Source organism: Arthrobacter ginsengisoli, assembly GCF_031456935.1.
Classification (GTDB): Bacteria; Actinomycetota; Actinomycetes; order Actinomycetales; family Micrococcaceae; genus Arthrobacter; species Arthrobacter ginsengisoli.
Map to the genome: position 1 here is coordinate 1 of NZ_JAVDVQ010000008.1, position 23658 is coordinate 23658.

The window sequence follows — 23658 nt, forward strand, 5'->3', positions numbered from 1 at the left end:
GTTTAGTTGAGTGTTCACAAACCCGGCTTAACACTCTCCGCCTTACTTTAAAAGCCTCCACGCCCGTTCCCAGCAATAGGACTTACTCATCTAGTTGGCCTCGATGGGCAGGCCTGGTACAGCCGGAGTGACAATTGCCTTTACGTCCGGGGTGGAAATCCGGGTGGCCAGTTCACGGACGACAGCCTGAAGCTCCTGCCGGAGCACATCCGGGTCGATGGAGGCGGCGGCTAGCACCGAGCGTTCCATGTCCGCGGCCTCAGCCACGGCATCGCGGCCCCGGTCCGTCAGCGACACGACGTGGCTGCGGCGGTCAGAGGCGCTCCGCTGCCGGGAGATGTGACCGTGGGCTTCCAGACGGCTAAGAGTCTTACCCATGGTCTGCGCCTGTACGCGCACCAGTTGGGCCAGTTGGGCCTGGGTCATCGGTCCGTTGGCGGAGAGCACTTCCATCGCGATAACCCCGGCGTGGGTCAGGCCAATCGCACCCAGCTTCTCGTTCCAGGAGTGTTCAACAAGGCGTGCTGCCGTGGACAATAGGCGCCCAGTGGGCCAGCGATCCATATCAGGCATACCAACGAGTATAGCGAGCGTACGATTCGGCGCCCGCACCAACGCTCAGTAGGCTTGGAATACCGCCACCGCGACCGCCCCGAGAAGGAGCACACCTTGCCTGAACGACTCATCCCCGGCGACACAGCACCAGCTTTCGCGCTGAAGAATTCCGACGGGCTGGAGGTCTCCCTCGAGGACTTCCGCGGCCGGAGCACGGTCGTCTACTTCTACCCGGCGGCGTCCACCCCCGGATGCACAAAGCAGGCCTGCGATTTCCGGGATTCCTTGGCGTCCCTGCAGCAGGCCGGCTACGAGGTGGTCGGCATTTCACCCGACCCCGTGGAAAAGCTCGCCAAATTCGCCGCTGCGGAAGGCCTGCCGTTTCCCCTGCTCTCCGACCCGGACCACACCGTCGCCGGGGCATACGCGGCCTGGGGAGAGAAGAAGAACTACGGAAAGACGTATCAAGGACTCATCCGGTCAACGGTCGTCGTCGACCCCGAAGGGAAGGTCGCCCTCGCGCAATACAACGTCCGGGCCACCGGGCATGTCGCGAAGCTCCGCAGGGACCTCAAGCTCGACACCTAGCCACCTTGCCGGCAGCCGCCGGGGATGCACCGTGAATCTGACGCCACCCCCATAGTGTGCCGCGAAATGTACAATGGAGCCTGGCATCAGCCTTGACGGTCCCCGGACCTGTTGAGCAACGTCGCCGCGCGCGAGTGGTGAAATTGGCAGACACGCAGGATTTAGGTTCCTGTGCCTTCGGGCGTGGGGGTTCAAATCCCCCCTTGCGCACACAACGAGAGCCCCGGTCTTCGGACCGGGGCTCTTCTTGCTTAATCGCCGCTAACCCGCCGCTGCCGTCCAGCGCCGCCGTCGTTGGGCACCGCCGGAACCGCCGAAAATCCATCAGCGAAAAGATTTCCCATCCCGTACCCATCCGTTTCCCGAGACCCCGCGAATACCCATTGAGACACCAGCCAAGGGTCGGTGCCCGACAAGTCGGAAAAGGGCCAGAGCGGCAATAGTCCGCCGCTGGCAACGATCGGCACAACAAAGGAGAAACCGAAATGCAGACCATCAAGCGCACCACACTTTCCGTTGCAGGTATCGCTGCTGCAGCCATGCTCAGCCTCACTGCCTGCGGCGGATCCGCTGCCACAGCACCGAACTCCTCGGCTCCGGCATCGACGCCGATGGCCTCGAGCATGGCATCGTCGCCGTCCGCCAGCGCGGCCGCAGCCATGGATCCGGCCGCCAACCTCGTGGGATCCGGCTGCGCAGCATATGCCGCCCAGGTCCCCAGCGGCGCCGGTTCGGTCTCCGGAATGGCTCTCGACCCGGTTGCGGTCGCAGCGTCGAATAACCCGATCCTCACCACCCTGACCGCCGCTGTTTCCGGCAAGCTCAACCCCAAGGTCGACCTGGTGGACACCCTGAACGGCAGCGAATTCACTGTCTTTGCCCCGACGGATGACGCCTTCGCCAAGATCGACGCCGCCACGATCGAAACGCTGAAGACGGACGATGCCCTGCTCAGCAAGATCCTGACCTACCACGTCGTTCCCGGCAAGATCAGCCCGGACCAGATCGTCGGCACCCACACGACGGTCCAGGGCGGTTCCGTGACGGTCACCGGCACCAAGGACGCGCTCAAGGTCGACGACGCCAACGTCGTCTGCGGCGGCGTTATGACCGCCAACGCCACCGTGTACATGGTCGACTCGGTCCTGATGCCCAAGTAGGCACCACTGAACGCTCCTGCTGCGGTTCCGGCTTGACTCACTGGACCACCTGGGAGAAACGAAGGCCCGCACCGCTGGTGCGGGCCTTCGTTTGTGCACGCCCGTCCACCGCTGCCGAACAGCAGCCCGGTGATGCTGCCTGGCTCACAGCGTTCCTTCGGACCGGTCCATTAGAATGGGCCTGTTCCGCAGCCGGCGGTCAATCCAGTCCCCGAGGTGATTCCCGAGTGCCCAGAAGTACAGTGACCAGCCGTAGCGTGCGCCCCGGCACGGTGCGAGCCCGTGCAGTGCGCCGCATTGCAGCCGGTTTCGGTGCCGTGCTCCTGATGATTCCGCTCGCCGCGTGCACCGGCGTCCCCGGACCGGGACCCGGCTCCGCAACGGCGTCGGCCAGCCCGACCGATGCCGTCCCCAGCGCCGTTTTCACTTTCGGAACCGGCTCGCGGCCCCTCGGGCTGGATCCGGCCGTCGTCTCCGACATCGAGTCGTACCGGATCACGCGCCAGGTGCTGGAAGGACTCGTCGGGGTGGACCAGACCACCGGGGAGCCCACGCCGCTGCTGGCGACCGAATGGAACACGAGCGATGAAGGCCGCGCCTACACTTTCCGGCTCCGGGAGAAGGTGTCCTTCCAGGACGGGACAGCCTTTGATGCCGCCGCCGTCTGCAGCAACTTTGACCGCTGGTTCAACTTCCCCGACGCGCTGCGGAAGCAGGCTCCCGGGACATCGTTCAAGGGCGTTTTCAAGGCACACTCCGATCAGGCGTCCCTCTCCATCTACAAGGGCTGCACCGCGCTGGCCCCGGACAACGTCAGGATCGAGCTGACCCAGCCCTTCACCGGGTTCCTGCAGGCCCTCACCCTGCCCGCCTTCGCCATTTCCTCGCCGCAGGCCCTCGCCTCCCAAAACGCCGACGAGCTGAACCAGAGCCGCGACGGCCAGCCCGTCTCCGCCTACGGGCTCCACCCGGTGGGAACCGGTCCGTATTCCTTCAGCTCCTGGGACGCGGGCACGGTCACGTTGAACAGCAACCAGCACTACTGGGGCGACAAGGGCCAGATCGGGACCATCAACTTCGTCACCTACGATCACACCCAGACCCGGATGCAGGCCCTGTTCGACGGCAAGATCGACGCCTACGACGCCGTTACCGTCGGCAACTTCGACCAGCTCGTCAAGCGCGGAGAGCAGATCATCCAGCGGGACCCGTTCTCCGTGATGTACCTGGGCATGAACCAGGAAGTGCCCATCCTGCAGAACCTGAAGGTCCGCCAGGCCATTGAAATGGCGATGGACAAGGACACCCTGATCCGCAGGTTCTTCATCGACAACACCGCCCAGGCGACGCAGTTTGTCCCGCCCAAGCTCAGCGGCTTCAACAACAACGCCTCCTCCCTGGGCCACAATCCGGCAAAGGCCAAGGAGCTGCTCGCCGAGGCCGGCTACCAGGGCGAGGAACTGAAGTTCTACTATCCGCTGAACGTCACCCGGCCGTACCTGCCGACGCCGGAAAAGGTCTACGCGGAAATCAGCAGGCAGCTGACCGCCGTCGGGCTGAACATCAAACCGGTCCCGGTCGAGTGGTCCGAGGGCTACCTTCAGCAGGTCACCACGCCCGGCGACCACGCCCTGCATTTGCTGGGCTGGAACGGGTCGTACTCCGATCCGGACAACTTCGTGGGCCCGCTCTTCGGCGAGAACTCCGGCGAGTTCGGTTACCAGGACCCGCAGGTCTTCTCCAAGATCGCCCGCGCCCGCGGCCTGCCCGAGGGCAAGGAGCGGACGGAGCAGTACCAGACCATCAACGCCCAGATCGCCGCCACCGTCCCGGCTGTGCCCATCGCCTTCCCGATCTCGGCGCTGGCCCTGTCGGACCGGGTGCTGAAGTACCCGGCGTCGCCCGTCCTGAATGAAGTTTTCACGAAGGTAGAGCTAAAGCCTTGACGGGCGGACCCAATTTCAGTATGAGGCGGGTGCGGGATATTCTGTGACAGCCAGACCCGCTGCTATCGGAGACTGATTGTGACTTTCATTTCCAAGACCCAACATGCCGACGTCGTCCTGATCGGCGGCGGCATCATGAGCGCCACGCTCGGTGCTTTCCTGAAGCAGCTCGAGCCGAACTGGACGATTTCCCTGTTCGAGAAGCTGGACGAGCCGGGCCTGGAAAGCTCCGGCCCCTGGAACAACGCCGGCACCGGCCATGCCGCGCTGTGTGAGCTTAATTACTCCCCCGCCGCCAAAGACGGCTCGGTGGACCCCGCCAAGGCAATCCTCATCAACGAACAGTTCCAGCTGTCCCGCCAGTTCTGGTCCCACCTCGTCACGAAGGGCCTGATTGGCTCCCCGAAGGGCTTCATCAACACTGTTCCGCACATGAGCTTCGTGATCGGCGAGGACAACACCAAGTTCCTGCGCACGCGCTACGAGGCGCTCAAGCCGAACCCGTTGTTCCGCTCGATGGAATACTCCGAGGACCACGCGCAGATCGCCAAGTGGGCCCCGCTGATTATCAAGGGCCGCGACCCGAAGCAGCGGATCGCCGCCACCCGCGCCGCGGAAGGGACCGACGTCGACTTCGGCGCCCTGACCCGGGAGCTCACCACATACCTCGGGAACAACGGCGTGGAGGTCAACTACGGCCACGACGTCGCCGGCATCAAACGCGCCTCCGACGGCGGCTGGGACCTCGCGCTCAAGCACCCCAAGTCCGGCGAGCACGGAGCCATCCACGCAAAGTTCGTCTTCGTGGGCGCCGGCGGCGGGGCTTTGCACCTGCTGCAGGCCTCCGGTATTCCTGAGAGCAAGGGCTACGGCGGTTTCCCCGTCTCCGGCCAGTTCTTCCGCTGCACCGACGAAACGCTCGCGGCCCAGCACAGCGCCAAAGTCTACGGCCAGGCATCGGTCGGCGCCCCGCCCATGTCCGTCCCGCACCTGGACACCCGGTACGTCAACGGCAAGCGCTCCCTGCTGTTCGGCCCGTACGCCGGGTTCTCCACCAACTTCCTGAAGAACGGTTCGTACCTGGACCTGCCGCTGTCCATCCGGCCCTCCAACATCATCCCGATGCTGGCCGTGGCCAAGGACAACATGGACCTCACCGCCTACCTGGTCAAGGAAGTCGCCAAGCGGCACGGCGCCAAGGTGGAGGCCCTGCGCGAATATTACCCCGCAGCGCAGGACGGCGACTGGGAACTCATCACCGCCGGCCAGCGTGTACAGATCATCAAGAAGGATCCGAAGAAAGCCGGCGTGCTGCAGTTCGGCACCGAAGTCATCGCTGGCCGCGACGGATCCATCGGCGCCCTGCTGGGTGCGTCCCCGGGCGCGTCCACGGCGGTGCCGATCATGATCGAACTGCTCCAGAAATCCTTCCCGAAGCAGTTCAAGGGCTGGCAGTCCAAGTTCAAGGACATGATGCCCGGCTATGGCGTCAAGCTCAACGAGAACCCGGACCTTGCCACCCGGCTCGAAGCCGACACGGCCAAGGCACTGCAGCTTGAGCCTGTCACCGCGCGCAACTAAAGGCCCGCTCCGGGTTGCGGCCGTTTTGATCCCTTTGCTGGTTAGATCCCCTTAAGCACGTCCGTCGACCCATCAGGAGACCATAGATGTTCCGGCTCGCAAAGCTGTCACTGGCCAACCGGGCCCTGATCGCGCTGGTGACCGTCTTCGCGTCGGTCTTCGGCGTGATCACGATGTCCTCGCTGAAGCAGGAACTCATCCCATCCATCGAGTTCCCGCAGATCACTGTCATCACGTCGATGCCGGGGGCCTCTCCGGAAGTGGTGGACAAGCAGATCAGCAGTCCGCTGGAGACGGCGCTCAAGGGCGTTGAAGGCCTGGAGTCGACGTCGTCCACCTCGCGCAACGGCGTCTCCCAAATCAGCATGGTATTCACCTACGGTTCGAACCTGGACCGAGCCCGGAACCAGATCGACCGGGCCATCTCCAACGCCAAACGGTCGCTGCCGGATGACGTCCAGCCCCAGGCGATCGCCGGCAGCATCAGCGATTTCCCGATCGTGTTCCTCGCGGTTTCCTCCGACAAGCCCCTCAGCGAGCTCAACGCCGATCTTGCCCGCCTCACGGTACCGCGGCTGCAGAAGCTCGACGGCGTCCGCGGCGCCGAAGTGACCGGCGGCGCCACACAGCACATCAAGATCCTCCCCCGCCCCGCGGCAATGGCGGCCTCCGGTGCGAGCATCCAGTCCATCAGCGAGGCGCTGAAGAACAACGGGGCACTCGTTCCGGCCGGCACCATCGAAGAACAGGGAAAAACCCTTTCGCTGCAGATCGGCAGCCCGGTCGATTCCCTCGATGCCATCAAGGCGCTCCCGCTGGGCGGCACCAAGAACGCCGAGACCATCGGCAGCGTCGCGGACGTCAGCATCAGCGAAGACGCGCGCACCTCGATCACCCGGACGAACGGCAAGGAAACCCTCGCCCTGTCCGTCACCAAGAAGCCCGAAGGTGACACCGTCGGCATCTCCCACGCGGTGAAGGACTCCCTCCCCCAGCTTGAGGCCGAGCTTGGCTCCAACGCCCGGTTCACACCGATCTTCGACCAGGCGCCGTTCATTGAGAAGTCCATTAAGGACCTGACCACGGAGGGCCTGCTCGGCCTGGGCTTCGCCGTCGCGGTGATCCTGGTGTTCCTGATGTCGGTCCGCGCCACCCTGGTCACGGCTGTTTCCATCCCGCTGTCCCTGCTCATCACGTTCATCGGGCTGTCTGCCACCGGCTACTCGCTGAACCTCCTGACCCTCGGCGCGCTGACCATCGCGATCGGCCGCGTCGTTGACGATTCCATCGTGGTGATCGAGAACATCAAGCGGCACCTGAGCTACGGGGAGGCGAAGATCACCGCGATCCAGACCGCCATCCGCGAAGTCGCCGGCGCCATCACGGCGTCAACCCTTACCACCGTGGCCGTGTTCCTGCCGATCGCCTTCGTGGCCGGGCTGGCCGGCGAGCTGTTCCGGCCGTTCGCGCTGACCGTGACCCTTGCGCTGCTGTCCTCGCTGCTGGTCTCGTTGACCATTGTTCCGGTGCTGGCGTACTGGTTCCTGCGCAACCCCGCGGTCAACACCGGCCCCACGCAGGGAGCTTCCGCAGGGGAGATTGCCGCGAAGGCCCACGAGGCGGAGCAACGCACCGTCCTGCAGCGCGGCTACGTCCCGATCCTGACCAAGACGCAGAAGCACCCCGTGCTGACCCTGATCGCGGCCCTGCTGGTCCTCGGCGGCACCGCCGCGATGACTCCGCTGCTGGCCACCGACCTGCTGGGCAACTCCGGCGAAAACAGCATGACGGTCCGGCAGGCGCTCCCCGCCGGCACCAGCCTGGCGGAGGCCAGCGCCTCGGCCGTCAAAGTCGAGGAAGTGCTGCGGGAGATCGACGGCGTCAAGGACGTCCAGGTCACCACCGGCAACGCCCAGAGCGGATTTTCCGCGCTGCTGTCGGCCGGGGCCTCGAACTCCAGCTTCACCGTGGTGACGGAGGAAAAGGCGAACCAGGGCAAACTCAAGGACACCGTCCGCAGCGAACTGGCCCGGATCCCTGATTCCGGAAAGATCACCGTGGGCTCGCAGCAGGGCGGCTTCGGCACGTCATCGACCGTGGACATCACACTCAAGGCTGCCACCACCGCCGATCTCCGCACCGCCAGCGACGCCATGGTCAGGGCCATGGACGGGGTCCCGGGCTCTTCCGAGGTGGCCACCAACCTGGCCGCCAGCCAGCCGGTGGTCCAGGTCAAGGTGGACCGGGCCAAAGCCGTCGCCGCCGGCCTGAGCGAGGAACGGGTGGCCGGCTTGCTCGCCGCCACCATCAGCCCCATCCCGGCCGGAACCGTACGCATCGACACCAACGACTTCCCCGTGCGGATCGGCGAGGGTACCCGCTTCACCAGCATCGACGCCGTCCGGCAGACCCCGCTGCCGACGGCGGCAGGCCCCGTGCCGCTGGTGAGCATCGCCTCCGTGGAGCAGGTCGACGTTCCCGTCTCAATTACCGCCAGCAACGGACAGCGCACCGCACGTGTCTCCGTCACGCCGTCGGGCGCCAACCTTGGGGCGGTCAGCACCGAAGTGCAGGCCCGGCTCAAGACTGTCCAGCTGCCGCCCGGCGTGACGGCCGAAATCGGCGGTGCCACGACCCAGCAGGCCGAATCCTTCGGCCAGCTCGGCCTCGCCCTGCTGGCAGCCATCGCGATCGTCTACGTGATCATGGTCGCCGCGTTCAAGTCACTCGTCCAGCCGCTGATCCTGCTCGTCTCGGTGCCGTTCGCGGCCACCGGCGCCATCGGGCTGCTGCTCATCACCGGCGTGCCGCTGGGCCTGCCCTCACTGATCGGCATGCTGATGCTGGTCGGCATCGTGGTGACGAACGCCATTGTGCTGATTGACCTCATCAACCAGTACCGCCAGCCGCGGAACGGCGAACCCGGGATGAACGTGGCGGACGCGATCACCCACGGCGCCCGCCAACGCCTCCGGCCGATCCTGATGACTGCGCTGGCTACCGTCTTCGCGCTGACACCGATGGCCATGGGCCTGACCGGCGGCGGGGGCTTCATCTCGCAGCCGCTCGCCATCGTAGTGATCGGCGGCCTGATTTCCTCCACCGCCCTCACCCTGGTCCTGGTGCCGGTGTTGTACCGCCTTGTGGAAGGACGTCGTGAGCGGAAGGCCCTGGCCAAGGCCGGGGCGGGTGCCGGGTCCGGGACGGATGCCGGGGCGGATGCCGCCCGTTCCCGCAGCCGCGGCCGCCGCGCCGCCCCCGGAGCCGTCCCCGACGACTTCCCGGATGACGTACCCGACGACGCCCGCGTCCCGACCGGCTCGCGGTAGGAACGGGATCCCGGCCTCTAGGATCCTGCCAGCGCCGATGAGCGTTTCCGCGGCGCAGACCGCGTCTTCCGGTGGGTTCCCCCCGATGGCTTCGGGGACCGCCCCGCCATTTCGTCGCTGCGGTGCCGGGGCCCATTGGAGATAGGGGCAGGGCGTGCATCCCGTGCCGCCGGGACCATGACCTCCCTGGCCGGGTTGCCGGAGAAAGTTGCGCCTTCCGGGATATCCTCGCCTTTCATCAGCATGGCATCCGCCCCAAGGGAGGAACCGTCGTGCATCGTCACACCGTAGTTGACCCAGGCATCCACGCTAAGGGTGCAGCGGTTGCCAATCACGACGTAGTCGGACTTGAACGTGCCGTCTTCCATCGAGTGGCCTTGAACGTGGTTTCCCTCGTTGAACGTGCAGTCATCGCCTATCGTGACGAGGGTTTTCTCCGGCATGTTCAGGCCGGCGTCGTAGACGCGCTTTCCCATTTTGACGCCGAACAGCCTCCAGAACATGGGCTTAAACGGGGTTCCGTTGAAGGCCGGTCCGCCGAGGAGCTTCCAGAGACGTTCGTGCCGCCAGAAATACGGATCATAGATGGAGCAGAATTGGGGCTTCAGGCGGCGGAATCCCATGACCGAGCGCTCCACCAATGCCATGAACAGAATGCGGAACAAGATCAAGCCAAGCATTGTCGCCGAGACGGCCAGCACGCCCAGGACGTCGTGTGCCGTCACGGCAACGGCGCCGGCGAGTGTGGCGACAAACAGGAGGAACCAGCGCACGGCCAGATACAGCACCATACTCAGGATGTTGTGCCGGTTCTTGGACGGGAGGAGCCGGTTCTTTGCTTCGGTGATCTTGAGTTCGTCAAACTGTGCGTCACGCTGAACGGACCGCGGAATCTCGAACGCGGGCGAGCCAAGTAGACCTACATCACTCCGGACGGGGCCGTCAATCGGAATCATCACTTTCGTCCCGAGCAGGCAATTCTCCCCGGCCTTCGCTCCGATTGGAAAAGTGATGTTGTTCCCGAGGAAGTTGCGGCCAGCGATTTTCACCGTTGAGAGACGGAAGGAGGTGCTGGTGTAGTCGGCGTTCATCATGTTCAGGCCGTCAGAAACCATGGTTCCTGTCCCTACGGAGTTCAGGAATGGCGCCTCGTGGGTCACCGTGGGGCCGAAGTTCGATCCGGTTTGCTGGATCTTGCCCAGGTCCCAGCCCAGGGCGCGCAGGTAGTACACGATGTACGAACTGTCGCCAAAGATGTCTTTGTACAGTTTGAGGTTGGAGAGCCGGGAAATAAGCCGGTGGATCGAAAAATGCCAGCCATAGAGTGGATAAACAACATCAGGCTTGATGAAGTGGTTCAGCATCCGCGGAACGCAGAGGACGACGAAGAGGCCGGTGAACAGCCCGCCAATGAACAGAACCAGAGTCACGGCCACGATATCGACAAAGAACTCGAAGGCACCCAGCTGCATGTGTCCGGTGTCCAGGTAGGAAGGCAGCAGTGCGGACAACCCCAGAACACCGGCCGGAACTACCAGGACCAGGCGGTTGAACAACTGGAGCAGGCTGTAGATAACTCTCCGGCGGGTGCTGCAGTTAACGGCCGGGACGCGCAGGTAGTTGGTGTTTGCCCGCGCGGCCGGGGACCCGTGCCATACCTGTCCGTCGGGTACCGCCTGGGATGTCTGCAGCGATGAGGCGTGTCCGAGCTGGGTGTCGTTGCCCATCGACGATCCGATATCCAGCGTGGTTCTCTCCGAGATCAGAACGTTTCGTCCCAGCGTCACAGTGCCCTTCTCGATGATGCCACTGTGCGCCCGGTAGCACAGGATCGAGGCGTTCTTGTGGATGACCGTATTGTCACCGACGGTGAGCAGGTCAGGGCATCCCGGCACCTTTCGGGAGAAAATCACGACCCCCTTGCCAATTTTTGCCCCCAGGAGCCGCAGGTACAGGACATAGATCGGCGAGCCGGCGAACAGGACGAGGGGATTTGCCCTCGTTAGCGTCTTGACCATCCAAAAGCGGAGGTAGGCCGGACTCCAGATTCTGAGGTTCCCGGGTTTCCACCGCCCCACCAGGACCCATTTGAGCAGGATCGGGGTCACGGAAAGGATGACGAACATTGCGGCGCCGAACCCGATGGAACGCAGCCACACGTCGATGAGAGTGGTTCCCGCGGACACCGACTCGTAGCCGAACACCAGCAGCCAGGCGGCGTACGTCGTGTAGCCCAGGAAGAACAGCAGTTGGACTGCACCACAAAGAAAGTACTGGAGGGCGCTGACGCGGTGGAACGGGGCCGGGGCCACTGGCTCCCCCGCAGGCACGGCCGGCTGCAGCTTGGATTCAATTTGTATGGCCTGGAGACACTCGGCGAGCTGCCGAACCGTGGGGTGCTTGTAAATGTCCTGCATTGCGGCCGGCGGCAGGTCGGTTTCTTGTCTGATGCGGGCGCAATAGTGTGCCATCAGCAGGGAGTCGGCCCCCAGGTCGTTGAAGAAGTGGGCATCGGTGGACACCTTGTCGAGCCCCAGCACGGCGCCAAGCTGCTCCGCCAAAGCCTCTTCGGCGGGAGTCGCTGGGGCGGTAAACGACCCGTTTACTGCCAGACTGAGCCTGTGGGCCGGCCTCGGTAGTCGCTTCCGGTCCACCTTGCCGCTGGCCATCATGGGCATGGACTCAAGCTCTTCAAAATATGCCGGAACCATGTATCCGGGAAGCCTGGTGCGGAGCATCTGGCGGATGTCGTGTGCATCGACGCTCACAACGTCCTGGCGGAGGGTGAAGTACGCGGCCAGTTCCACCGATCCGCCTTCCGATTCGAAGGTCTGAACGGCTGCCTGCGCGATCCCGGGAAGCTGCAGGAGAAAAGATTCGATCTCGGCCAGCTCGATACGGTAGCCACGTATTTTGACCTGTGTATCGATCCTCCCGAAGTACTCGATTTCCCCGTCGGCATTTATCCGTCCCAGATCCCCGGTTCGGTAAATCCGCCCGGAGGAGTTGTTCCCGATCTCGAGGAAGTCCGGGATGAAGGCCTGCTCCGTGAGATCCGGACGGTTGACGTACCCTCGGGCCAGTCCCACACCCGCCAGGCCGATTTCCCCCGACTGACCTGGCGGTAGGGCGCGGCTCTCGTCGGGGTCGAGGATGACAGCGGAGTAGGTGGGCAGGGGCACCCCCAGGGACACCGGCCGGTCGGGGTCAAGAAGCGCCCACGTCGCGGTGACCGTTGCCTCGGTGGGTCCGTAGACATTCAGGAAGCGGCGGCCGGGTCGGTGCCAGCGCATGACGAGATCCCTGGGGCAGGCCTCCCCCGAGACCAGCAGGAACCGCAGTCCGGGCACGTCCTCGTCCAGCGTCGCCAGAAGAGTAGGAACACAGCAAAGGGCTGTGATGCGCTTGTCCTGCAGGTATTCAGCAAGTTCGGCCCCGAGCATGCTGGGTCCTGCCGGCTTGGGCACCAGAGTCGCCCCTGCCATCCAGGAGACCCAAATCTCCTCGACGGAAAAATCGAAGGCGATGGTCATTCCCTGGTAAACCCGGTCGGAGGCCTCAATGCCATAATGAGCGGACGCAACACGGACAAAATTGCAGATACTGGCCTGCTCCACGGCCACGCCCTTCGGGCGTCCGGTCGAACCCGAAGTGTAGATTATGTAGGCGAGTTCATCGTTTTTCCCGCCCATCTCCGCACCGTTTAGACGTGCGGGGTCTTCCGCGTCGACGTGTGCCTGCACATGGTCCAGGCACACGGTCTGAGCAGCGACTTCAGGCAGCAGATCCTTCAGATGTGACAGGGACAGAACCATGGCCACACCGGCGTCCTCAACAATGTACTTGAGCCGGTCAGGGGGGAACCCCGGGTCCAGGGGCACATAGGCGGCGCGGATCTTGAGCGCCGCTAGCATCGCCACGTAAGCGCGCCATGGCTGATCGAAGAGCAGCGCGAGGCGGTCCCCGGGCCTGGCTCCGCATGCCAGCAGGTGGCGGGCCAGCTGATTCGCCCGCGCATCCAGCTCCAGATAACTCAAGACGATGTCGTCAGCGTCCACGGCGATCTGGGCTCCCAGCCCCTCGTCACGCAGCCGGTCGCAGCGGTCCTCGAACAGCTGGTCCAGACGTTCGCCCTGATGCCAGCGCGCGGTCTGGTCCGAAGCGGCCGAAGTCAGCACCGTTCCCTCCACTGCACCGCTGTCGGCAATGATCTTGCCGCGCAACTCAGCAGGGGTGGTGTCGCCGCTGTGGACCCTTGTCTTCTTGCTCATGGATTGGTTCCTTCGCATGGAGTCAGCCGCTCCGCGAGGCATGGCTCGGCGCCAATCCCCGGGGGCCATGGCCCCAGCGGCTGTCGCCGTCAAGCACCGGGCCGTGGTGCGGCGGCGGGGCTGACCTGGCAGGCCCGACGGCGGCCGGGGCCATGCCAAACGCCAGCCGGACGGCGCGCTCGGCATCCGGCAGCCGTTCGGCGCGGGTGATGGCCGCGACATAGGTCTCCGATATTTCGACCAGATCGATGTCGATGCCGGCCTCCGACAGGGTCCACAGGAAGGTGCAGACGACGTCCGGCGAGGACCGCATGCCCACGCCGGTGATTGACACTCGGCCGACCTCACCGCGGTGCTGCAGGCCCGCGAATCCAATGGTCCCCTGGGCAGCACCCAGCACGGCGAGGGCGGGAGACGCTTCCAAAGCGGGGACTATCAGGGCAACGTCGGAGCGCCTGGAACCTGACCCGGCCGCGCTTTGGACTATTGTCTGGACGTTCACCCCCGAACGCGAAAGCACCTGGAACAGGCGCGCCATGTTGTCCGGTTGGTTCGGAACTCCGACGACAACTACTTTTGCCGCCGAGTTGACTCCGCCTACTCCGGTCACTACGGGCTGCTCCCTCACGGGCTTGCGGAAGGGGTGCCGGTCAGGGCCAGGCAGGATCAGCGTTCCCATCTCCGGCACAAACGAGGACCGTACGTGGATCGGAATGCCGAATCGTCGGGCGTATTCAACACACCTCAGGTGCAGAACCTTGCACCCGGAGGCTGCGAACTCAAGCATGACCTCGCTCGAGAGGACACCGATCTTGCGGGCCCGCGGAACGATCCGCGGGTCCGCGGTGTAGACACCGTCCACATCCGTGTAGATCTCGCAGATGCTTGCGCCCAGCGCCGCGGCCAGCGCAACCGCAGTGAGGTCCGAGCCACCCCGGCCGAGGGTGGTCACCCGTTTTCCCTTCTTCGTCCGCCCCTGGAACCCCGCAACAATCGGGACTTCCCCACGGGCCAGGGAGGTGCGGATGCGGTCCGGCCTGACGTCAGTGATCCTGGCTTTGCCGTGAACGCCGTCGGTGATCAGGCCCGCCATGCTGCCCGTGAACGTGACGGGAGCCTGGCCCAGGTCTGCCAGGGCAATGGCCAGCAGGGCCGATGACACGAGTTCACCGGTGCTCAGCAGGGCATCGAGGTCGCCGGGATGCGGCCGACGGGAAACTGCGGCAGCCAGATCGCACAATTCATCGGTCATGTCGCCCATGGCGGACACCACCGCCACGACCTGGTAGCCGTTTTCCCGCGTCGCGGCGATCCGCCGCGCAGCACGGAGTATGCCCGAGGGATCGGCGAGCGACGAGCCGCCGAACTTTTGTACGATGACGCTCCCCCGGGGCGTCACCCAGTCCCTTTCGTCTAGCACGACCCGGGTCCCAACAGCGCAGCCGGCGATGTCCGATGACCCGCCGGGAACTTCGACGACGTCCCGTACCTGGCAGGGTAAGGCCGCAACTTTGCGGAGCCTGCTGCGCCGAACCCAGGGTGATTAGCCCCTGCTGCCCGTTGCGTACTCATTTGCCGTCCTAAAATCTGATCGGTCGCCTAATGCGAATTTCGCTCTGCCCCAATCCCTAGGCAATGGACTTCACCGAGACCTTCCCGCCGGTCACAGACTCGGCAGCGTCGGCAAGAATATCGAGTCCCTTCAGCAAATCCCCGGGTTCTATCGTCAGGGCCGGCATCGTCTTGATGACCTCCCCATCAGGCCCGGAGGTTTCCACCAGAAGGCCGCGGGCGAACGCTTCAACGGAAATCTTCCCCGCCACCTCGTGGTCCGGGTAGTAAATGCCCGCCAGCAGACCCCGTCCCCGGACGCGGGCACCCTCGGTACGCGCCGCAATCTGCGAGAGCCCCTCGTGCAACTGCGAAGCAAGCCCGGCGACCTTCGACTCAAGTCTCCGGTCCTGCCAGTAATGCTCCAGGGCAGCTGTCCCCGTGACGAACGCAGGATTGTGTCCCCGGAAAGTCCCGTTGTGCTCGCCGGGCTTCCAGATGTCCAGTTCCGGTTTGAAGATTGTCAGCGACAGGGGCAGACCGAACCCCGAAATGGACTTGGAGAGACACACGATATCGGGGGTTATGCCGGCATCTTCAAAACTGAAGAACGTCCCCGTGCGGCCGCATCCCGCCTGCACGTCGTCAACGATGAGCAGGATGCCGTGCTGGTGGCACAGCTCGGCAAGGCCCCGCAGCCAGGAGGCGCGGGCGGCCCTGAGTCCTCCCTCGCCCTGGACGGTTTCCACGATGACTGCGGCTGGTTTGTCAACGCCGGAGCCGCTGTCTTGCAGTGCACGGCGGAGCCAGAGAAAGTCCGCCGCCTCGCCGTCAAGGAATCCGTCATAAGGCATGCTGGAGGTATTCGTCAGGGGCACCCCCGCCCCCTCGCGCTTCATTGAATTGCCTGTCACGGACAACGAGCCCAGGGTCATTCCGTGGAACGCATTCGTGAAGCTGACGATGTGTGTCCTGCCGGTGACTTTTCGAGCCAGCTTCAAGGCAGCTTCCACCGAGTTTGTTCCGGTCGGGCCTGGAAACATGACTTTATAGTCATAGTTCCGGGGCCTCAGGATCAGCTCGTGGAAGGTTTCCAGAAAGCGACGTTTGGCAACAGTTTTCATATCAAGGGAATGGACTATTGCACCGGAGAGAAGGTATTCGACCAGCGGTCGAAGCAGGTCCGGGTTGTTGTGTCCGTAGTTCAGTGCTCCGGCGCCAGAGAAGAAATCAAGATAGTCCCTTCCGTCCTCGCTGTAGAGAGTGCTGCCCGAAGCGCGTTCAAAGACAGTGTCCCAGGTGCGGCAGTAGGTGCGAACTTCTGATTCAAGGATTTCAAATATATCCATCTGAGCTTTCCTTCGTTCTATTCCCCGGCCGTGGTGCGGCTCAGACATCCGGAAAACAGTCACTGGGAGCGAATTGCGGCGGCGCAATTTCGACGTCGAAAGGTTGGACCAGTGGTAACTCAACACTATGGAAGGCCGGTAACTTTCGGAACCGTATGCCGTACTCGAAAAGTTGAAGCAGATCCGGCCAAGTCTACTTAGCTGTACTCGCACTGACGGGCATTTTCCATCAAGTAGTCCGCGCTTCGCCTTAACCTGCGGCGCCGGGCTGCCCCCGGACTCACGCCGCGCCGCCACCGGGCGCCCGCGCCGTCGGGGAGTTCAGCCGCGTGCTGCGGCGGCGTAGCTGGCGGTGGCATAGGCCAGGGCGGCGGACATTTCCTTGAGCAGGTCCGCGTCGGTGTTGCTGATCGTGTCGCAGGCCTCGTGGTAGCAGGAATCGAGGTGTCTGCCGGCCACGCCGCCGTAGGTCTGCACCTGGGCCGTGGACTTCTTTTCCTCGTCGCCGCTGAACAGTCCGCCGCCGGGAATGCCGGCCTGCAGGAACGCGTCATAGTCGGAGCCGCCGTCAAAGGCAGTGGTTTCCGCCGGCAGCGAGTTCTCCTGGAAGAACCGGAAAAAGACGTCCTCGATCTGCTTCGAACCGGCCGGCCCGGCGTGGCCGAAATCCGAGCCGTCGCCGTCGTGAATGGACCGCACCCCGTTCGGGGAGGCCAGCATGTCCACGTTCAGGTTCGCCGCGGTCTGCGCCGTCCCGGCCGGGCCCAGCTCATCCACGTAGTGCCGGGACCCGTAGAGCCCGTCCTCCTCGCCGCCCCAGAACGCAAACCGGACCCGGTTCACCGGCGTGATCCCGCTGTCCTTCATCCACCGGGCGACCTCCAGCATGGCCGCGACGCCGCTGCCGTTGTCGTTGATCCCCGGCCCCTCCCGCACCGAGTCCAGATGGCCGCCGACCACCACGGTGTTCTCGGCGCTGCCCCCGGTATCGGCCAGGATGTTGAAGCTCTCGACCTGACTGCGGTTCCGGCCCTCGCCGCGGAAAGTGAACGCCTGCCGGACCGGGTTGTACCCGGCGGCGCGCAATTGCTCCTCGACATAGCGCGCGGAGGCCTCATACCCGGAAGTCCCCGACGCCCGGTTGCCGTCATGGTCATCAGCGACACGCTGCAGCGCCTCCAGATGGCCCACCATGCCCCGGCCCTTGAACTCCGCCAGCACCGCCCGCGCGTCCACACCCCCGGCCGGCTCCAGCCGCGACGCGGTGCATCCCGAGACCACGAGGCTGATCGCAACCAGGGTTGCGGCGACCGCGGTCCTTCCGAACCTTTCCATCATGTGGGGATCCTCCAGGCTTCGAAGATAACGCCCCGGCCGGTCCAGAGAAAGAGCGCGCGGTGGGGGAATATCCGGACGTGGTGCACGTTATACCGATCGATAGATGCAAACGCATATACATCGGGTATACTGGAACCAGCTCCCCGGAACACTCAGGCCACGGAAAGGCACATCATGCAGATCGGCGTATTCAGCGTCAGCGATATCACCACCGACCCCACCACGGGCCGAACCCCCACGGAGCACGAACGCATCAAGGCCTCCGTGGCGATCGCCAAAAAGGTCGAGGAAATCGGCATGGATGTCTATGCCATTGGCGAGCACCACAACCGTCCCTTCTTCTCCTCCTCCCCGACCACCACCCTGGGCTACATTGCAGCCCAGACGGAGCGCATCATCCTGTCGACGGCGACCACGCTGATCACCACCAACGACCCGGTGAAAATCGCGGAGGACTTCGCGATGCTCCAGCATCTGGCCGACGGACGCGTGGACCTGGTCCTGGGCCGGGGCAACACCGCCCCCGTCTACCCCTGGTTCGGCAAGAACATCCAGGACGGGATCGAACTCGCGATCGAGAACTACTCCCTGCTGCGCCGGCTTTGGGACGAGGACACCGTCAACTGGTCCGGCAAGCACCGCACCCCGCTGCAGAACTTCACCTCCACCCCCAGGCCGCTCGACGGCGTCGCCCCCTTCGTGTGGCACGGCTCGATCCGCACGCCGCAGATCGCCGAAGTGGCGGCGTACTACGGTGACGGTTTCTTCGCCAACAACATCTTCTGGCCCAAGGAGCACTACCAGCAGCTGATCGGCCTCTACCGCGACCGCTACGAGCACTACGGCCACGGCAAGGCCGACCAGGCGATCGTGGGCCTCGGCGGACAGTTCTTCATGCGGAAGAACTCGCAGGACGCCGTCAAGGAGTTCCGTCCCTACTTCGACAACGCCCCTGTTTACGGCCACGGCCCGTCGCTGGAGGACTTCACCTCGCAGACCCCGCTGACCGTCGGCAGCCCGCAGGAAGTCATCGAGAAGACACTCAGCTTCCGGGAGTACTTCGGTGACTACCAGCGCCAGCTGTTCCTGATCGACCACGCCGGCCTGCCGCTGAAGACCGTGCTGGAGCAGTTGGACCTGTTCGGCGAAGAGGTCCTGCCGGTGCTGCGCAAGGAGTACGCGGAGAAGACCCCGGCGCACGTCCCCGAACCGCCGACCCACGCCGGACGCGTCGCCGCATCCCTGGCCGCAGCCGGGCAGTCCTCCGGCGAAAAAGCCGGCACCTCCGGCGCCAAGAGCGTGTGATGTCCGCCAAGACGAGCGAGTCGCCGGTGCGCCTGGCCGCGGAAACCTGGGAATCCCTGTTCCGCGCCCAGGTGGCGGTCATGCGCAGGCTGCAGGCCGGCCCCGCCTTCAGGACGCTGGCGCTGAATGAGTACGATGTGCTCTTTACGCTCTCCCGCTGTCCGTCCGGATGGCTCCGCCAGAACGAGCTCAATGACCACGTGCTGCTGAGCCAGTCCAGCCTCAGCCGGCTGGTGGAACGCCTCGAAAAGCGTGGTCTCGTCGAGCGCATGCCGGCGCCCGACGACGGCCGCGGCGTCCTGGTCAGGCTCACCGAAGCCGGCCGGGACCTGCAGAAGCAGATCGGCCGGGAACACGTCCGTGACATCGCCACCCTGGTGGGCCCGGCGCTGACCCCGGCCGAGCAGCAGGAGCTGCTGCGTTTGACGGAGAAACTGCGGGCCTCGGTGACGGCGCGCTGACCCGCCGCGCCGGTCCCGGAGCGCTACCGGAGGGCGACGAGCTTCGCTGGATCCTCATTCGGCAGTCCGCCGTCCACGACCGCGGTGACCTGGAGCTGCGTCAGGGACAGGCTGCCGCCCACTGTCGAGAGGAAAGCAGTATCCGAGGAGTCCCGGCCGGCGGTGATCCGCAGCATGCTCTCCCGCGGCGCCAGTCCGGTGGGGTCGATGATGTGCCAGGCACCGTTGATATGGGCCTCGGCCACCGCGTGGAAGTCCATGGGGCTCAGCCCCGGGGCATAGACGGCGGCCAGCCTGGCCGGAACATTCTTGGCCCGCAGCAGCGAGATGGCCAGATGGGCGAAGTCGCGGCAGACACCGCGGCGGTGCAGCAGGGTCTCGACGGCGCCGTCGGTCCCCCGGGAGGATCCGCTGATGTAGCGCAACTCGCTGAAGACCCAGTTGCGCACCGCGTGCAACAGCTCGCCGCCCTGCAGGCCGCCGAATTCCGCGTAGGCGGTCGGCAGGAGCCGGTCCGACTCGGCATAGCGGCTCGGCCGGACGTAGCGGATGAGTTCCATCAGCCGTGGTTCCTCCGGCACCGCGAAGCCGGTGACGGAGGCGGTGTACTCCACGAGCACGTCCGAGGGTTCCGCGAATTCCATGTAGTGGAAGCGCCCGCCGTGGTGGTCCGAGAGCTCGGTCAGCGGGACCTCCTCGCCGCCGGCGGTCACGGACAACGACTCCACGAAGCCGCTGTAGCCGGAGTTTCGGGCCACGGACACCGCCAGGGCGACCTTGGTGTCGGCCACGGTCTTGAAGGCCAGGCGGGCGGCTACAGCGCGTTCCATGTATCTCCGGGTGTGAGGTTACCAGCGGGTTAGGACACCGCCCCCGGCCCGGAGGTGTGCGGGGCGGAGCGGGACTAGTTTTTGATCTTCAGCGACATTAGCATCCGCTGGATGTTTGCGAATTCCGAGCCTTCGTTGACGTAGCTGGCCGCCTGGTCGAGGGTGTCGAACGCCTTGGCCGGTGCCACCTTCTGGTCCGGGGCCAACGCCTTCAGCTCCGTCAGGTCAGCGAAGGAGTAGTCCCCCATTCCCTCGGGGCCGCGGACCACGTTTTGCAGCGCACAGGCGGTGCCTGCCGTCCCGCCGACGATGTTGGTAATGCCATAGGAGCCGAAGTACCGGTAGCCCTGGATCACCCGGAACACCACATGCGGCTCGATGGTGCCGTCCCCGCCGCGGTGCGGCAGCGCGACTGGGACACTGCTGACGACAGTGTACGGTTTCGCCGCGTCATCCGTGCAGGCCGCGGCGGGCCTCGGGGGAAGCCCGGTCTGCAGGGTGGCGAGGTAGCCGCCCTGGGCGTCCTTGACCTCGATTTTCAGGGCGCCCGCCATGGTTCCCTGGTCGGGGGTAACCGACTGCGCGATCCACTCCTGCGGCAGCTCAAAACTGATGGTCTTCCCCGGATCGGTGAAAACCTTCCAGACCGCCACTGTCGAGCCTGGTTCCGGCGTTCCGGAGCCGGCGGACGGGGGTATGGCCGCCGGTGCGGTGCTGCCCGCCGATGGTTCGGCGGACGGCACGCCTCCGTTCGGGTTCGGGCCGCTGCCCGCCGTCCAGGCGGGGGCGCCCTGGTTGTCGCCGCTGCAGCCGGAGAGTGCGGCGGCAGTGAGCGCCACCGCAGCGGCCGCCCGGATGCCGCGGGCCATTGTCCGCAGCAGGGTATCCGTCCCGGTCATGGTGCCAGCGTAGCGGGACTTCGGGCCGCGGCGTCCACAATGAACGGCGCGATTCGCCACCGGAAAGCGGGATACGCTGGGGCCATGGCGGATCAGGGAATTGACTCGACGGATTTCGGGGTGCAGGACAGCGTGGCGGACATTTCCGCCGTCGACATCGCGGAGTGGCGGCTCCGGACGTTTGCGCTCTACGCGAATGTGCGCAAGATCGCGGCGGAGGATCCGGCCGAGGCGCATTCCTACTGGCGCCAGGAGCGGGACCGGATGCTCGGCACCCACCCCGCATCGCCGCTCACGGCCGCCGCGAAGTCGAGTTTCGGCGGGCTCAAAACGGCGGACTACGACCCGATCTACCGCTTCCACATTCCGGTCACCGGCGAGGGCGCCGGCCGGGAGATGAACGTGGAAACCGGGACGGACGGTGTGGTCCGTTTCGTCCGGCTGGGCACTTTCGATTTGCCGGAACTGGGCCAGCTCGCCGTGTGGAGGCTCCACGGCTACGGCGGCGGTATCTTCGTGCCGTTCCGTGATGCCACGGCCGGGCAGCCCGGCGGCAGCTACGGCGCGGGCCGCTACCTGCTGGACACGATCAAGGGCGCCTTCCACGGTGTGCAGGGATCGGGCCCGGAGGCCGAGTTCGTTGTCGACTTCAACTTCGCCTACAACCCGTCCTGCGCCTACAACGAGGCGTGGGCCTGCCCCCTCGCCGGCCCCTCCAACCGCCTGGCCGTGGAGATTCCTGTCGGCGAGCTTTACTGAGCGGATGGATGCCCAGCTCGAGCAGCACGCCCCTGCCCCTGCCGTCGCCGCCGTCCGTGTTCCCGTCCGCCGCCGGCACCGCGGCGTCCTGCGCTATCCGGTCGCCCGGCAGCTGCTGAGGTTCACCGGCGTCGGAATTGTCTGCACGGTGACGTCGCTGGCGCTCTATGCCTTCCTTCGGCCGTACTTCGGCCCGCAGCCGGCCAACGCGACAGCCCTGATCCTCACCTCACTCATGAATACGCCGCTGAACCGGCGGCTGACTTTCAAAATCACGGAACGCCACCGGATGAAGCGCGACCATCTCAACGGCCTGATCGTGATCCTGGTGGCGCTGCTGCTCACCGGCGGCAGCCTCGGCGTCCTGCACTGGATCAACCCCGCCGCGACCGTCGCCCTCGAGTTGTGGACCACCACCCTGGCCGGCTTGGCGGCCACCGCCGTGCGTTTCACCCTGCTGCGGCACTGGATTTTCCGCCGGGCCCGGCACCACTGACCCCCAACGCCCGGTTGAACTGTCAGTTGATGCGGCCAAAGGGGCCCGATAACGACATCAAGGGATAGATCAACCCGGGTGTGTGCTCCCGAGGGCCTGGACGCTGCCGACGGCGGTGCGGACCGCGGCCGCCGCCTCCTGCAGCTCCGCCGCCGTGACCGTGGAGTCGAAGCTGAAACGGACCGCGGCCTGGGCAATGTCGTCCTCGATGCCCATCGCCCGCAGCACCGGGGACGGCTCGTCCGAACCTGCGGCGCAGGCCGAGCCGCTGGAGCAGATGACACCCAGTCGCTCAAGTTCCAGCAGCACGGATTCGCCGCTGGTCCCCGGGAAGCAGAACGAGGCGACGGAGGGCAGCCGCTCGCTCGGGTGGCCCGTGAGGACGGCACCCGGGACTCCGGCCCGCACGGCCCGGATGAAGTCATCGCGCAGGGCCGCGACATGGGACGCGCGGTCCCCTTGCGAGGCCGCTGCCAGCGTCAGGGCTGTCGCGAGCGCGACGGCGCCGGCGACGTTCTCGGTCCCCGAGCGGCGCCCGCGCTCCTGCCCGCCGCCGTGGATCACGGGTTCCAGCCGGGTCCGGCCGCGCACGAACAGCGCCCCGTTCCCCTTCGGCGCGCCCAGCTTGTGGCCGGAGACGCTGAGCGCATCCACGCCAAGCACCGCGGTGTCCAGCGGCAGCCAGCCGGCGGCCTGGACGGCGTCGGTATGGAAGGGGGTGCCCTGCGCGTGGGCCAGCGCGGCGAGCCGGGCGATGGGCTGCACCGTGCCGACCTCGTTGTTGGCGTACATGATGCTCACCAGGGCGGTCCCGGGCCAGAGGACCGCGGCGAGGGCCTCCTCGGTGACGCGGCCGCAGGCGTCCACCGGGACGACGTCGACGGCGAAGCCGTGCACGCGTTCGAGGTAGCGGGCTGATTCCTCCACGGCGGGATGCTCGACGGCGCTGATCACCACGCGGTCCAGCCGCGGGTCAGCGGCGCGGCGGGCCAGGGCGATGCCCTTGACTGCCAGGTTGTCCGCTTCCGTGCCGCCGGAGGTGAAGATGACTTCGCCCGGGCGGCAGCCGAGGACTTTGGCGCTCGCCGTGCGCGCCGCGGCGAGCGCCGTGGCGGCGGCGTCGCCGAGGGAATGGCGGCTCGAGGGGTTGCCGAACTCCCCGGTGAGGTACGGCCACATGGCCTCCAGCACCTCGCGGCGGACCGGGGTGGTGGCAGCGGCGTCGAGGAAGATCATGGCG

General features: G+C 65.5%; 17 protein-coding genes and 1 tRNA gene. 10 read left to right on the plus strand and 8 right to left on the minus strand.

All coding sequences use genetic code 11. From position 1 onward, the window contains the following. Positions 1 to 90: 90 nt before the first annotated feature. Positions 91 to 564, minus strand: coding sequence for a MarR family winged helix-turn-helix transcriptional regulator (locus tag J2X01_RS10855; protein ID WP_310057184.1), 474 nt, complete (start codon positions 562 to 564; stop codon positions 91 to 93). Between the two features lie 105 nt (positions 565 to 669). Here J2X01_RS10855 and bcp point away from each other — a divergent pair, with 105 nt between their 5' ends. The 6 genes from bcp to J2X01_RS10885 all read left to right on the plus strand — a co-directional run bounded on the left by bcp (position 670) and on the right by J2X01_RS10885 (position 9159). After that, complete coding sequence (gene bcp, locus J2X01_RS10860) at positions 670 to 1143, plus strand: thioredoxin-dependent thiol peroxidase (RefSeq protein ID WP_310056729.1); 474 nt, start codon at positions 670 to 672, stop codon at positions 1141 to 1143. Between the two features lie 128 nt (positions 1144 to 1271). Further along, positions 1272 to 1353 (plus strand) — tRNA-Leu (locus J2X01_RS10865). A gap of 275 nt (positions 1354 to 1628) precedes the next feature. Then, on the plus strand, positions 1629 to 2303 hold the full coding sequence (locus J2X01_RS10870; protein ID WP_310056731.1) for a fasciclin domain-containing protein: 675 nt from the start codon (positions 1629 to 1631) through the stop codon (positions 2301 to 2303). Positions 2304 to 2629: 326 nt separating this feature from the next. Then, positions 2630 to 4249: an ABC transporter substrate-binding protein gene (locus tag J2X01_RS10875; protein ID WP_310057187.1), complete on the plus strand. Its 1620-nt coding sequence runs from the start codon at positions 2630 to 2632 to the stop codon at positions 4247 to 4249. A gap of 78 nt (positions 4250 to 4327) precedes the next feature. After that, positions 4328 to 5830 (plus strand): malate:quinone oxidoreductase, encoded by a 1503-nt coding sequence (locus tag J2X01_RS10880; RefSeq protein ID WP_310056733.1) that lies wholly within the window; start codon positions 4328 to 4330, stop codon positions 5828 to 5830. An 86-nt stretch (positions 5831 to 5916) separates the two neighbouring features. Then, positions 5917 to 9159 carry an efflux RND transporter permease subunit gene (locus J2X01_RS10885; RefSeq protein ID WP_310056736.1) on the plus strand — a complete coding sequence of 1081 codons (3243 nt, stop codon included), beginning with the start codon at positions 5917 to 5919 and terminating at the stop codon, positions 9157 to 9159. Positions 9160 to 9176: 17 nt separating this feature from the next. Here the strand turns inward: J2X01_RS10885 and J2X01_RS10890 are convergent, their stop codons facing one another. The 4 genes from J2X01_RS10890 to J2X01_RS10905 all read right to left on the minus strand — a co-directional run bounded on the left by J2X01_RS10890 (position 9177) and on the right by J2X01_RS10905 (position 17668). Further along, entirely contained in the window at positions 9177 to 13430 is a 4254-nt protein-coding gene (locus tag J2X01_RS10890; RefSeq protein ID WP_310056741.1) for a Pls/PosA family non-ribosomal peptide synthetase, read from the minus strand. A 22-nt stretch (positions 13431 to 13452) separates the two neighbouring features. Next, the gene (locus J2X01_RS10895; protein ID WP_310056744.1) at positions 13453 to 14850 is read right to left on the minus strand and encodes an aspartate kinase; all 1398 of its coding nucleotides are present in this window, start codon (positions 14848 to 14850) and stop codon (positions 13453 to 13455) included. Positions 14851 to 15058: 208 nt separating this feature from the next. Continuing rightward, positions 15059 to 16378, minus strand: coding sequence for a diaminobutyrate--2-oxoglutarate transaminase (gene ectB, locus J2X01_RS10900; RefSeq protein WP_310056746.1), 1320 nt, complete (start codon positions 16376 to 16378; stop codon positions 15059 to 15061). A 273-nt stretch (positions 16379 to 16651) separates the two neighbouring features. Continuing rightward, positions 16652 to 17668, minus strand: coding sequence for a M20/M25/M40 family metallo-hydrolase (locus J2X01_RS10905; protein WP_310056748.1), 1017 nt, complete (start codon positions 17666 to 17668; stop codon positions 16652 to 16654). 174 nt (positions 17669 to 17842) lie between these two features. Here J2X01_RS10905 and J2X01_RS10910 point away from each other — a divergent pair, with 174 nt between their 5' ends. Beyond that, entirely contained in the window at positions 17843 to 18973 is a 1131-nt protein-coding gene (locus J2X01_RS10910) for an LLM class flavin-dependent oxidoreductase (RefSeq protein WP_310056750.1), read from the plus strand. Then, complete coding sequence (locus J2X01_RS10915) at positions 18973 to 19434, plus strand: MarR family winged helix-turn-helix transcriptional regulator (RefSeq protein ID WP_310056752.1); 462 nt, start codon at positions 18973 to 18975, stop codon at positions 19432 to 19434. Before J2X01_RS10910 ends, J2X01_RS10915 begins: the two co-directional genes overlap by 1 nt. A gap of 23 nt (positions 19435 to 19457) precedes the next feature. On the opposite strand, the gene J2X01_RS10920 is transcribed toward J2X01_RS10915, so the two are convergent. Together J2X01_RS10920 and J2X01_RS10925 are read right to left on the minus strand one after the other, a co-directional pair. After that, positions 19458 to 20264 carry a transglutaminase-like domain-containing protein gene (locus J2X01_RS10920; protein WP_310056755.1) on the minus strand — a complete coding sequence of 269 codons (807 nt, stop codon included), beginning with the start codon at positions 20262 to 20264 and terminating at the stop codon, positions 19458 to 19460. Positions 20265 to 20338: 74 nt separating this feature from the next. Further along, the gene (locus J2X01_RS10925; protein WP_310056758.1) at positions 20339 to 21163 is read right to left on the minus strand and encodes a hypothetical protein; all 825 of its coding nucleotides are present in this window, start codon (positions 21161 to 21163) and stop codon (positions 20339 to 20341) included. An 84-nt stretch (positions 21164 to 21247) separates the two neighbouring features. Between J2X01_RS10925 and J2X01_RS10930 the strand changes: the two genes are divergently transcribed. Continuing rightward, the gene (locus J2X01_RS10930) at positions 21248 to 21922 is read left to right on the plus strand and encodes a DUF1684 domain-containing protein (protein WP_310056761.1); all 675 of its coding nucleotides are present in this window, start codon (positions 21248 to 21250) and stop codon (positions 21920 to 21922) included. Positions 21923 to 21926: 4 nt separating this feature from the next. Further along, a complete protein-coding gene (locus J2X01_RS10935) occupies positions 21927 to 22418 on the plus strand; it encodes a GtrA family protein (protein WP_310056765.1) in 492 nt (163 codons plus the stop codon). A gap of 69 nt (positions 22419 to 22487) precedes the next feature. On the opposite strand, the gene J2X01_RS10940 is transcribed toward J2X01_RS10935, so the two are convergent. Continuing rightward, positions 22488 to 23654, minus strand: a complete 1167-nt coding sequence (locus tag J2X01_RS10940; RefSeq protein ID WP_310056767.1) for a cysteine desulfurase family protein — start codon at positions 23652 to 23654, stop codon at positions 22488 to 22490. Positions 23655 to 23658 lie beyond the last annotated feature (4 nt).